Here is an 11,269-nt window from a genome sequence, read left to right on the forward strand (position 1 = left end):
GAACACCATGGCTTACACCGCGGAAAACTGGCCCATCACCGCAGCGCTGCTGCAGTTCCCGGGAACCGATGCGCGGGGCACCCACGTGAACGACGCCGAGGCCTCCGCCTGGGCAGAGGTCCTCACCGAGGTCAAGGACGCCGGCTTCACCAACGCGGACCTCACGGACAGCTGGATCCGCCCCGGTGACCTGAGCCCGGCCCGGCTCACCGAATTCAAGCAGACCGCGGACAACGTGGGCATCGGCATCCCCGTCATCTCCGCGATCCGCCGCAGCGTGATCGAGCAAGGCAACTGGGAGGCGAACCTTGCCTACAGCCACCGCACCATCGACGCCGCCGCCGAGCTGGGCTGCGAGGTTGTCTCCTTCGGGCTGCACCAGGCCATCACCGCCGAACAGCAGAAGCAGCTCTGGTTCTGGACCGTCGAAGGCTACAAGGACCCGGTGGGAGACAAGGAAACCTGGGGCCAAGCCGTGACCCGCCTGCGGGAACTCGGCCAGCACGCCGCCGAGGCCGGCGTCCTGCTGTCCCTGGAAATGTACGAGGACACCTACCTGGGCACCGCGGACCAGTCCGTGCAGCTGGTCCAGGACATCGGCCTGGCCAACGTCGGCCTCAACCCCGACATCGGCAACCTCATCCGGCTGCACCGCCCGATCGAGGACTGGCGCGAGATGGTCGCCAAGACCCTGCCGTACTCCAACTACTGGCACATGAAGAACTACATCCGCGACGAGGACGTGGCCCGCGACACCTACGTCGCGATGCCGGCCCCGATGGAGAGCGGCCTGATCAACTACCGCGAGGCGTTCAAGGTGGCACTCTCCGCGGGCTTCCAGGGCATCCTCTGCACCGAGCACTACGGCGGCGACGGCCTCAGCGTCACGGCCAGCAACCAGGACTACCTCCGCCGCCAGGTCCTGCCCAAGACCGACGGCTACACCCTGGGCCAGAGCCAGGTGGCCCAGGGCCGGCAGCAGCCCGCCGGTACCCATCAGAACTGATAAACCCCGACGGATTCGATGAGGAACGATGACTCAGATCTTTGACAATCCCGCTGATTTCGCGGATGAGGCACTGGACGGCTTCGTGGCAGCCAACCGCGGCTATGTAGCCCGCGTGGACGGCGGCGTCGTCCGCTCCACCGAGATACCGGCCGGGCAGGTCGCCCTCGTGGTCGGCGGCGGCTCCGGGCACTACCCGGCCTTCGCCGGACTCGTGGGACCCGGCCTGGCCGCCGCCTCGGCCTGCGGGAACATGTTCGCCTCCCCCGCCGCCGGGCAGGTCTACCGGGTGGCCAAGGCCGCCAACGCCGGCGGAGGCGTGCTGCTGAGCTACGGGAATTACGCCGGCGACGTCCTGCACTTCGGCCAGGCCCAACTCCGCCTGAACGCCGAAGGCATCCAGACCCGCACCGTGCTCGTCACGGACGACATCGCCTCCGCCCCGCTGGACCAGATCGAGAAGCGCCGCGGCATCGCCGGGGACCTGACGGTCTTCAAAATCGCCGGCGCCGCCGCCGAAGCCGGACTGGACCTGGACGCCGTCGAACGCCTCGCCATCCGGACGAACTACCGCACCCGCTCCCTCGGGGTGGCGTTCGACGGCTGCACCCTGCCGGGAGCCGACGCGCCGCTGTTCACGGTCCCCGCAGGGCAGATGTCCCTGGGCCTGGGCATCCACGGCGAACCGGGCATCTCCGAGCACCCGATGCCGACCGCCTCTGAACTGGCCGAACTGCTCGTCACGAAACTGCTCGCGGACAAGCCGCACGACGCCGGCACCCGCGTGGTGGCGATCGTCAACGGCCTCGGCACGGTCAAGTACGACGAACTGTTCCTGCTCTTCGGAAAAATCGAGAAGTTGCTCGACGCCGCCGGGCTGACCGTGGTGGAGCCCGAATGCGGGGAACTCGTCACCAGCCTGGACATGTCCGGACTGTCCCTGACCCTGCTGTGGCTGGACGAGGAACTCGAGCAGTACTGGGCCGCACCGGCCGACACCCCGGCGTTCCGCAAGGGGAACCTCGCACCGCGGGCCCGCCGCGAACTCGCCGCGGCCGACGAGACCGCCGCCGAAGCGACCGAAAACCCCACGACCGCGGCAGCGGACCTGGGGCGGCGGGCCGCGGGCGTGCTCACCGAGGTGCGCGACGTCGTCGTCGACCACGAAGAGGAATTGGGCAACCTCGATGCCATCGCCGGGGACGGGGACCACGGCATCGGGATGCGCCGCGGCGTGGACGCCGCAGTCGCCGCCGCCGAGCAGGCGGCGGCCGGAGGAGCCTCCGTTGAACGGGTCCTCACCGCGGCCGGGGAGGCCTGGAGTGAACGCGCCGGCGGCACCTCCGGCGCGCTCTGGGGCTCGGCGGTCATCGCGGCCGGCCTCGCTTTGGGAAACCGGGACAGCTACTCCGGCGGGGACGCAGCCGCCGCGGCCGTCACCGCCTTCGTCGACGCCATCACCGAACTCGGCAAAGCCGAGCTGGGCGACAAGACCATGGTCGACGCGCTCCTGCCGTTCCGGGACGCCTTCCTCACCGCGGTCGGCGCCGGCGCGCCCCTTCCCGATGCCCTCGCCGGCGCCGCTGCCGCCGCGCAGACAGCCGCGGACCGGACGGCTGATCTCCGACCGCTCAAGGGCCGCGCCCGTCCGCTCGCTGAAAAGAGCCTCGGACACCCCGACCCCGGCGCGGTCTCCTTCGCCTTGATCTCCGAGCGGATCGCCCGCCACCTCGCGTCGATTCGGGCCAAGCCTGAACCGGCCACATCCGACACGGCCTCAGGGGCCGGAAATGGAGCACAAAAGAAATGACTGACACCGAAGGTCTGCGCATTGTCATCGGCAACGATGAGGCCGGCGTCGACTATAAAAACGCCCTGAAGGCACTCCTCGAAGCGGATCCCCGCGTGGCGTCCGTGGTGGACATCGGCGTCGGCGCCAATGACGCCACCGCCTACCCCCACCTCGCCGTCAACGCGGCAAGGAAAGTGGCCGACGGCGAAGCCGACCGGGCGCTGCTGATCTGCGGCACGGGCCTGGGCGTGGCCATCGCGGCCAACAAGGTCCCCGGCATCCGTGCCGTCACCGCGCACGACAGCTACTCGGTGGAACGATCCGTGCTCAGCAACAACGCCCAGGTCCTCACCATGGGCCAGCGCGTCATCGGCCTGGAACTCGCCAAAAAACTCGTGGGCGAATGGCTCAGCCACCGCTTCGACGAAAGCTCCTCCTCCGCCGCCAAGGTCGACGCCATCGGCACCTACGAATCCGACTACACGGAGGCTGACTGACCATGACCGATACGCCGAATAGCTCACGACGAATCGCCGTCGTCGGTTCCGGTTACATGGGCGGCGGGATCGCCCAGGTCCTGGCCCTCGGCGGCGCCCGGGTGGCGCTGGCCGACGTGTCCGCCGAAGTGGCCCAGAAGAACTACGAGCGGCTGCTGACCGAATCCGATCAGTTCGTCGCTGACGGTCTCTTTCCGGAAGGCTCCAGGAGGATATTGGAGCAAAACCTCTGGGCCGCCCAGGACATCGAGGAAGCCGTGGCCGACGCCGACTTCATCGAGGAAGCCGTCCCCGAAGTCATCGCCATCAAGCACCAGACCCTCGCCCGCATCAGCGCCGCCGCCCGCCCGGACGCCATCATCGGCTCCAACACCTCCACCATCTCCATCGCGGAGCTGTCCGAGCCCGTCGCCAACCCGGGCCGGTTCCTGGGCGTGCACTTCTCCAACCCCTCCCCGTTCATCCCCGGCGTGGAAATCATCCCCCACGCCGGCACCTCGCCGGCCACCATCGGCACTGTCCGTGAACTCGTGCACGCCGCCGGCAAGCAGACCGCCGTCGTCAAGGACGTCACCGGCTTCGTGCTCAACCGCCTCCAGTACGCCCTGTTCCACGAGGCCGCCCAGCTGGTGGAGCAGGAAATCGCGACCGCGGAGGACATCGACACCCTGGTCCGCACCACCTTCGGCTTCCGGCTGCCGTTCTTCGGACCGTTCGCCATCGCCGATATGGCGGGACTGGACGTCTACAACTTCTGCTACAAGTCGCTGCAGACGGAATTCCCGGAGCGCTTCGCGACGCCGAAGATCCTCACCGACCTGGTGGAGGCCGGCAAGCTGGGCACCAAAACCGGGGCGGGCTTCCTCAACGTCCCCGCCGAGCGCACCCCGGAACTGATCGCCTACCGGAACAAGGCGTACGTGGCCATGCAGAAGCTCATTGAGGAGCTCGGCCCCGCCCCCATCAACTGAGCGATCCGGGCACGGTCGATCCAGTAAATCTGGTGACTATTGGGTTGCAGAGTGGTAAACCTGAACTGTTCCGCTGAAGGACCCCGGCGGGCTCGTTTCACAGAGCGAGGTGCACCATGACGTCCATGAATCCTGCTAACCATCTCGACGAGCTGGGCCAGCGCACTCTGCGCAAGGCCCGCCGCCGCATCATGCCGCTGATCGTCCTGCTCTACTTCATTGCATATCTGGACCGGAACAATGTCGGCTTCGCGAAGCTGACCATGAGCGAGGACATCGGCCTGAGCGCATCGGCCTATGGCCTCGGCGCAGGCATCTTCTTCCTCGGCTACGCGCTGCTGGAAATCCCGAGTAACGCCGGCATGTACAAGTTCGGCGCCCGCAAATGGATCGCCCGGATCCTTATCTCATGGGGCATCTTCGCCACGGCGATGTGCCTGGTAAACGGCGAGACCAGCTTTTACATCATCCGGTTCCTGCTGGGTGCGGCCGAGGCAGGGTTTTTCCCGGCCATCCTGTTCTACCTGACGCTCTGGTTCCCGGCGGCCCAGCGCGTCACGGTGCTGGGCATCTTCATTCTGGCGCAGCCCATCTCCAACGCCCTCGGCGCACCGGTCTCCGGCCTGCTGCTGCAGATGGACGGCATCTGGGGCCTGCAGGGGTGGCAGTGGCTCTACATCATTGAAGGCATCCCGGCTATTATCCTCGGCATACTGACCCCGGTCCTCATGACCGACCGCCCCAGCCAGGCGCATTGGCTGGCTGACGATGAGCGCGAATGGCTGACCAGGACCATGGACGAGGAGCTTGTCCGACACCAGAAGGGGCAGCCGCACCACTTCCTGGCCGGCCTCAAGGACCCGCGGACCATTGCCTACGCAGCGCTGTACTTCGGGCTGGTCTGCGGCATCTATGGGCTCGGGCTCTGGATGCCGACCATCGTGGCAGCACTCGGCAACTTCACCACCACGCAGGTCGGCTTCATCGTTGCCATCCCCTACACAATAGCGGCGGTTTTCGTGTACTTCTGGAGCAAGCGCTCGGACCGCACCGGCAACCGGGTCCTCCATGCAACCATCAGCATGATCATGGCGGCCATTGGCCTCCTGGCCGCCGGCTACCTGGTCCAGGTCAACGCGATCCTGGCACTTATGGCCCTGACGCTGGCGGCCATGGGGATTTACTCCGCTATTGCCCCGTTCCTGGCCATGCCCGCGACGGCCCTGGTCGGCGCCGCGGCAGCAGCCGGGCTGGCGATGGTCAACTCGCTTGGTAACCTCGGCGGGTTCGTTGCTCCCTACGCCGTGGGGCTGTTGAATGACGCCACCGGAGACAACCGTTCCGGCCTGGTGTTCCTGTCAGCCTGCCTCGGCATCACCGCCCTGGCCACCTACCTCTACGCACGCAAACGTCCGGAAGGGCATGTGAAGCCCGGTACGCCGGCCACGGTCGGCGAGGAAGCTGTAGCCGCCGACGACTTCGACATCAAGAACTGACAACCAGGCGACGAGGGGTTTAAGGCCATGACTCAGCAAGCAAAGTTCCCGGCTGAGCGGACGGCGGTGCTGACCGGTGCGGCCTCTCCGCGCGGCATCGGACGGGCGACGGCGGAAATGCTCGCCAGCGGAGGCTGGGCGGTTGCGATCCTGGACATCGACGGCGGCGCGGCGCGGAAGGCGGCGAAGGAAATCACCGACGCCTACGGCGTCAAGGCGGTCGGGGTTGGCGCTGACGTGTCCGATCCGGCCGCCGTCAACGCCGCCATCGATGAGGTCGAGTCCACGCTGCCGCCGATCATTGGCCTGGCCAACCTGGCGGGCATCAGCTCACCCACGGAGTTCATGGACGAGACACTCGAGGCCTGGGAGCGGGTGTTCAAGATCAACATGACCGGTACGTTTCTGGTCACCCAGCGCGTGCTCAGGGGCATGATCGAGCGGAAGCTAGGCAGGATCGTGAGCGTCTCGTCCATCTCCGCCCAGCGCGGAGGCGGCACGTACTCCAAGGTGGCCTACAGTGCCTCAAAGGCTGCCATCATCGGCTTCACCAGGGCGCTGGCCCGGGAAATGGGCCAGCACGGAGTGACCGTCAATTGTGTGGCTCCCGGCCCCGTGGACACTGACATCATGGGTGGAACCCTGACGGAGGAGCGAAAGACCGCCATGTCGGCCGACATCCTGGTGGGCCGGGTGGGATCCGTGCGGGACATCGCCGCGCTGATGGTATTCCTCATGGGCGAGGACGCCGGCTTCATCACGGCCGCGACGTACGATATCAACGGAGGACTGCAGATTTCCTGACCGCCGTGACGCGAAGGACCGCGCCGGACTACTGTTGGCCGACCTCCCGCACGCCCTGGTCGCAGGCGACGGACGACGGCGGGATATTTTCGCCGTCGTCCGTTGTCTGCGGGCTGCTTGCCGCCTTAGATACCATCAGCCTGGCCGGCGGGTTCCCCGTCCTGAGCCCGCCACTTCTGTGAGCGCTTGCGCACGAAGAGAGTCCTGAGTTGCTGCTGAAATGACAGTCCGCTGCTCCGGCTGACCACGATGGTCGACACGAGGCCGGTCAATAAGACGATTGCTCCACCGAAGGCCACCGCCCAGCGCGCGCCGAATTCCGTACCGATCCACCCCATCAAAGGCGCCCCCAAAGCGGTGCCACCTTGGAGGACAGCTAAATACAGGGCAAGCACGCGCCCCCGGAATTGCGGATTCACCGCGAGCTGGATGCTTGTGTTGCAGCTGTTGAGGAAGGTGATTGATGCCAGGCCAACGGGGACGAGGACGGCGGCGTAGAGCCAGAACGACGACGACACACTGCTGACCAGCGTGAAGATGCCTAGCCCGAGCGCCCCGCCGAGAAGGAAGCGAAGCCGCGGCCCCGACCTCCGGGCTGCCAGCAGGGCGCCGGCCAGTGTCCCCACAGCCATAATGGAGCCCAAAAGCCCGAATTCCCCCGGTCCCATGCCGAATTCCGTTGTGGACATCAGCGCATTGGTAATGGGGAAATTCATCCCGAACGCTCCGAGGATCCCGACCATGACGAGGATGAGCATCAGCTCCGGACGCCGCCGGACGTAGGCCAGTCCCTCGGCGACCTGATGTTGGCCGCGACTTGCCGGCACTGATGGGGACAATTCAGAGGAGCGTATCCGCCACAGAGAGAGCAGGACCGCGGCAAAGCTGGCGGCGTTGAGGAGAAACACGGGGCCGGTGCCGATCCAGCCGATGAGCACCCCGGCGATGGCGGGACCGGTGAGCCGGGCCGTGTTGAACGACGCAGAGTTCAGCGAAACTGCATTGGATATGTGTTCCTGACCCACCAGTTCCGAGACGAACGCCTGCCGCGCCGGACCGTCAACGGCACTGGCCAGCCCCAGACACAGGGCCGCGACGTAGACCTGCCACAGCTGCGCCGACCCGGAGACCACCAGCAGCCCAACCGCCAGGCCGATCAAACCCATAGCCGTTTGAGCCCATAACAGGATCACGCGTTTCCGGTAGCGGTCTGCGAGCACTCCCGCGTAAGGACCCAGCAGCAGCATGGGCAGGAACTGCAATCCAGTAGTGATGCCCATGGCGGTTCCGGAATGGTCGGTCAGGACGGTCAGCACGAGCCAGTCCTGCGCGATCCGCTGCATCCACGTTCCGATATTGGAGACGAGCGCCCCGCCCGCCCACAGCCTGTAGTTGCGGTTCTCGAGTGCGCGGAACATGGCGCTCATCGGGCGCTCAACTCCTGCATGATGTGCGCGGCCCGGCTCAGCGTCAGACGGTCCTCCTCGCTGAGTCCGGCGACCCGCTGGGCCAGCCACGCCGTCCGCTGGCTGCGGGCCTCATCGAGAACCGCCTCGCCCGCCGGAGTGATCCCGACGTGGATCTGGCGGCCGTCCTTGGGATTAGCTGCACGCGAGACAAAACCGTGTTCCGTGAGCGCATTGACTATCCGCGTCATCGAGGGCGCCTGCACGTGCTCGCGTTCCGCCAGCTCACGGAGAGTCATAGCGCCGTCGCGGACATGCGCCAGCACCGTGTACTGGCCCGGGGTGATGACATCGCCGGTTGCCTCGATGCGCAGCCGGCGGGACGTGCGCATCACGGCAATCCGAAGGTCGATGGCCAAAATGTCCGGTTGGATGCCAGCGCCACGCCCAGGGGTTGCGCCGGAAGGAATCTCAGTTGTCATTTTGCTGCCGCCATCATAATAATTAGCATTGCTACTTAGCCTTGCTAACTATTATTGAATAGTTCATACCGAATTGCCAGTGACCGGCCCTGGCTGTGCGAGGCATCACCATGTAGGCGGCTCCTTTGAAGCAGTTTCGGGAGGGCCTTTGGCACGTGGGCGCCGCGACTACTTTCGTCGGCATCGTGGTGCAACCGTTGGCACGGTCCGAATGCCCGCTCCGAAGCCCCAAAAGTGTGGAGAATGTCCACACCCCAAATCTGCCCTTCTGAGCGCCAACTTGCATTCGGATTGGCTGTTATGGCGTCATGGCTGGGGGTGGCGGTAGCTTTGGAATACTCTTCCTCGAAGCAGCCGAGGTATCGGAGGTACCCTGATGCAAGGCTTGACCACGTCATTGGTTCTGATCGCCTTGCTGGCTGTCGCAGCGCCCCTTGCGGCCCGCTTTCTTGATCGCGTGGTCAAGGTGCCGGTCGTGGTGTTCGAGATTGTCCTCGGAATCCTGCTCGGCCCCAGCCTGTTGGGGTGGATCCAATCCACCGAGTTCATGGATACACTGGCCGACTTCGGGCTGGCCATGCTCTTCTTCGTTGCCGGCAACGAGATTGATTTCGCCGTAATCCGCGGCCGGCCCGCCAACCGTGCGTCGGCGGGCTGGGTCATCTCACTGGCGGCAGGCATTTGCGCCGGTCTCGTCCTCGCCCCCACGCCGGAGGCTGCGGTGATCATCGGCGTCGCCTTGTGCTCCACAGCTCTGGGCGCGCTGCTGCCTATCCTTCGCGACGCCGGCGAATCGAAATCCCCAATCGGTATCGCAGTCGCCGCCCTGGGTGCAGTTGGGGAGTTTGGTCCACTTGTTGCGATCTCGCTGTTCTTCAGTGGCAGGCAGTTGGGACCGGCAACCGCAGTGCTTCTCGGGTTTGTTCTCCTGACCGGCCTGGCGATTTATCTCGCATCGCGCGCACGGCACACACTGCTCCACTCCCAAGTTTCCAGGACCCTCCACACCAGCGGCCAGTTTGCCGTCCGGTCCATCATGTTCATCCTCAGCGTGCTGGTCGTGCTGAGCATGGTCCTGGGACTCGACATGCTGCTGGGTGCATTCGCCGCGGGAGTCCTCTGGAAGGTTGCCATCGCGCGCGCTCCCGAACAAGACCGGAAGATCATCGAGACGAAAATCGATGCCATCGCATTCGGATTCCTGGTGCCGATCTTCTTCATCGACACCGGCATAGACTTCGACCTGGGCGCGCTAACTGCCAGCCCGGCCGCTCTCGCGCTGGTCCCTCTGTTCCTGCTCCTCCTGCTCATCATCCGCGGTCTGCCGTCGCTGCTCGCTGCTCCCCCGAAGTCCAGCGCTGCCGACAAACGGGCCATCATGCTGTTTGGGGCAACGGGGTTGCCGATTATCGTCGCGGTGACAGCCATTGGCCGGGACGAGGGGCTTATCTCTAGCGGAATCTCATCCGCACTCGTTGGAGCAGGAATGCTCTCGGTACTCCTGTTCCCGTTGCTCGCACTGCGTCTGCTGCAACGCAGACCATCGGCGGCCTCAACGCGGCCACGGGAAATCCCGTAGGAGACCGGACCACCTTTTGGCGCGGCGCGGCTACTGATCCTCCTGGTGAATGGCCCCGCCTTGTCTTCGGCCCGTGCCCGGAGGGGGACGGCCAGCGACGGGGTTCACTTGGGCTGACGCCGGCATCTGAACTGTGACTTAACTGCCGCCACGGCGGAGGAGCCTCTCTGATGGACGATCTGGTCTCGAATCTGCTCCTCACGGCATTGGGTAATGGATCGGCATAGCGGGATCCTTGGCGACTGCCGTGTTCCAGAAACGCACTCATCACCGCGGCCCAGCCCGACCCGACGACAGCCGGCACCCGCTGAGGGGTGCCGGCTGTCGTCGGGTCGGCCTGGGGATGCCGGGCCGCGGGGCTACGAGAGTGCGGTGCGGCTCAGGCCGGATCCGCGGGGGTCGCCACCTCGGGCTGGGGATCCGAGAGGGTCTTCGGGACCGTGTCCTTGAACTGCGGGAGGTTGTTCAGGTAGTCCACCACGGAATCCGTGGACTCCACGTCACCGAACTTGTTGTCGATGTCGTAGAGGTTCCACTGCACGACGCCCGGGACGCGGTCGCCGATGGTCTCCCGGGGGATGATCGGGCGGAAGCCTTTCGCGATCGCGTCCTCGACGGTGTGGCGCACGCACCCTGCCGCGGTCGCACCGGTCACGATCAGGGTGTCGATGCGATTGGAGGTCAGGAAGAGCTCGAGGTTCGTCCCCGGGAAGGCCGAGGCGCGTTTCTTCTCGATCACGACCTCGCCCTCTGCGGGCGCGATGCGGTCGTCGATCTGCGCCCAGTAGGAATCCGCCGGAAGGGTCTCCGTGGGGATCTTTGAGTACCACAGACCCATGTCGTTCGTCCCGGAGGTGGCGTCGCGGTTGCGATACACGTTCGTGGTGTAGAAGACCGGGACGCCCTTGGCGCGCGCGGCCTCGTTGATCCGCTGGACGTTCGGGATGATGGTCTCCATGCCCGGGCAGCTGAACGGGTGGCCCGGACGGGTCCACGCGTTCGCGAGGTCGATGTGGATGACGGCGGGGCGGTTACCGAAGCCGATCCGACGCTTGAAACCTCGCTCGTTGTAGATGTCCGTGCCTGCTTCGAACGCCTCCTCCAGCACTGCTGCAAGACGGGCTTCGATGTCGTTGTGCGTCTCTGTTGTCATGGTTCTCTCCACTCACTCGGCTGTTGCGTTTCTACGATAGCAACGAGGTTGCTGTAATGGAACTCTAGCGCACGTACCGGCAT

10 protein-coding genes are annotated in these 11,269 nt (G+C 65.6%); 7 read left to right on the top strand and 3 right to left on the bottom strand.

Going from position 1 to position 11,269, the window contains the following annotated elements:
• Nucleotides 1–7 precede the first annotated feature (7 nt).
• From ACZYZ5_RS11015 to ACZYZ5_RS11040, 6 genes are all read left to right on the top strand, one after another.
• Nucleotides 8–1,006 carry a sugar phosphate isomerase/epimerase family protein gene (locus tag ACZYZ5_RS11015; protein ID WP_463901762.1) on the top strand — a complete coding sequence of 333 codons (999 nt, stop codon included), beginning with the start codon at nucleotides 8–10 and terminating at the stop codon, nucleotides 1,004–1,006.
• Nucleotides 1,007–1,034: 28 nt separating this feature from the next.
• Nucleotides 1,035–2,816, top strand: a complete 1,782-nt coding sequence (gene dhaL, locus ACZYZ5_RS11020) for a dihydroxyacetone kinase subunit DhaL (RefSeq protein WP_463901763.1) — start codon at nucleotides 1,035–1,037, stop codon at nucleotides 2,814–2,816.
• Nucleotides 2,813–3,295 (top strand): ribose-5-phosphate isomerase, encoded by a 483-nt coding sequence (locus ACZYZ5_RS11025; protein ID WP_463901764.1) that lies wholly within the window; start codon nucleotides 2,813–2,815, stop codon nucleotides 3,293–3,295. The genes dhaL and ACZYZ5_RS11025 overlap by 4 nt, the downstream gene beginning before the upstream one ends.
• A 2-nt stretch (nucleotides 3,296–3,297) precedes the next feature.
• Nucleotides 3,298–4,266: a 3-hydroxyacyl-CoA dehydrogenase family protein gene (locus ACZYZ5_RS11030; protein WP_463901765.1), complete on the top strand. Its 969-nt coding sequence runs from the start codon at nucleotides 3,298–3,300 to the stop codon at nucleotides 4,264–4,266.
• A 116-nt stretch (nucleotides 4,267–4,382) separates the two neighbouring features.
• Nucleotides 4,383–5,762 carry an MFS transporter gene (locus ACZYZ5_RS11035; protein WP_463901766.1) on the top strand — a complete coding sequence of 460 codons (1,380 nt, stop codon included), beginning with the start codon at nucleotides 4,383–4,385 and terminating at the stop codon, nucleotides 5,760–5,762.
• A gap of 27 nt (nucleotides 5,763–5,789) precedes the next feature.
• Nucleotides 5,790–6,566 (top strand): SDR family NAD(P)-dependent oxidoreductase, encoded by a 777-nt coding sequence (locus ACZYZ5_RS11040; protein ID WP_463901767.1) that lies wholly within the window; start codon nucleotides 5,790–5,792, stop codon nucleotides 6,564–6,566.
• Nucleotides 6,567–6,691: 125 nt separating this feature from the next.
• Here ACZYZ5_RS11040 and ACZYZ5_RS11045 read toward each other — a convergent pair whose 3' ends face one another.
• Both ACZYZ5_RS11045 and ACZYZ5_RS11050 read right to left on the bottom strand, forming a co-directional pair.
• Nucleotides 6,692–7,993 (bottom strand): MFS transporter, encoded by a 1,302-nt coding sequence (locus tag ACZYZ5_RS11045; protein WP_463901768.1) that lies wholly within the window; start codon nucleotides 7,991–7,993, stop codon nucleotides 6,692–6,694.
• Entirely contained in the window at nucleotides 7,990–8,454 is a 465-nt protein-coding gene (locus tag ACZYZ5_RS11050; RefSeq protein WP_463901769.1) for a MarR family winged helix-turn-helix transcriptional regulator, read from the bottom strand. Before ACZYZ5_RS11050 ends, ACZYZ5_RS11045 begins: the two co-directional genes overlap by 4 nt.
• Before the next feature lie 376 nt (nucleotides 8,455–8,830).
• On the opposite strand from ACZYZ5_RS11050, the gene ACZYZ5_RS11055 reads away from it, so the two are divergent.
• A complete protein-coding gene (locus ACZYZ5_RS11055) occupies nucleotides 8,831–10,033 on the top strand; it encodes a cation:proton antiporter (RefSeq protein WP_463901770.1) in 1,203 nt (400 codons plus the stop codon).
• A gap of 379 nt (nucleotides 10,034–10,412) precedes the next feature.
• On the opposite strand, the gene ACZYZ5_RS11060 is transcribed toward ACZYZ5_RS11055, so the two are convergent.
• Complete coding sequence (locus tag ACZYZ5_RS11060; RefSeq protein WP_463901771.1) at nucleotides 10,413–11,186, bottom strand: N-carbamoylsarcosine amidohydrolase; 774 nt, start codon at nucleotides 11,184–11,186, stop codon at nucleotides 10,413–10,415.
• Between the last annotated feature and the right edge of the window lie 83 nt (nucleotides 11,187–11,269).

Source organism: Pseudarthrobacter ribosi, from assembly GCF_055412865.1.

Excerpts from the sequence above, each read along its gene's own strand:
- ACZYZ5_RS11015 (WP_463901762.1), top strand. The coding sequence starts at position 8 with ATGGCTTACACCGCGGAAAACTGGCCCATCACCGCAGCGCTGCTGCAG.
- dhaL (WP_463901763.1), top strand. The coding sequence starts at position 1,035 with ATGACTCAGATCTTTGACAATCCCGCTGATTTCGCGGATGAGGCACTG.
- ACZYZ5_RS11025 (WP_463901764.1), top strand. The coding sequence starts at position 2,813 with ATGACTGACACCGAAGGTCTGCGCATTGTCATCGGCAACGATGAGGCC.
- ACZYZ5_RS11030 (WP_463901765.1), top strand. The coding sequence starts at position 3,298 with ATGACCGATACGCCGAATAGCTCACGACGAATCGCCGTCGTCGGTTCC.
- ACZYZ5_RS11035 (WP_463901766.1), top strand. The coding sequence starts at position 4,383 with ATGACGTCCATGAATCCTGCTAACCATCTCGACGAGCTGGGCCAGCGC.
- ACZYZ5_RS11040 (WP_463901767.1), top strand. The coding sequence starts at position 5,790 with ATGACTCAGCAAGCAAAGTTCCCGGCTGAGCGGACGGCGGTGCTGACC.
- ACZYZ5_RS11045 (WP_463901768.1), bottom strand. The coding sequence starts at position 7,993 with ATGAGCGCCATGTTCCGCGCACTCGAGAACCGCAACTACAGGCTGTGG.
- ACZYZ5_RS11050 (WP_463901769.1), bottom strand. The coding sequence starts at position 8,454 with ATGACAACTGAGATTCCTTCCGGCGCAACCCCTGGGCGTGGCGCTGGC.
- ACZYZ5_RS11055 (WP_463901770.1), top strand. The coding sequence starts at position 8,831 with ATGCAAGGCTTGACCACGTCATTGGTTCTGATCGCCTTGCTGGCTGTC.
- ACZYZ5_RS11060 (WP_463901771.1), bottom strand. The coding sequence starts at position 11,186 with ATGACAACAGAGACGCACAACGACATCGAAGCCCGTCTTGCAGCAGTG.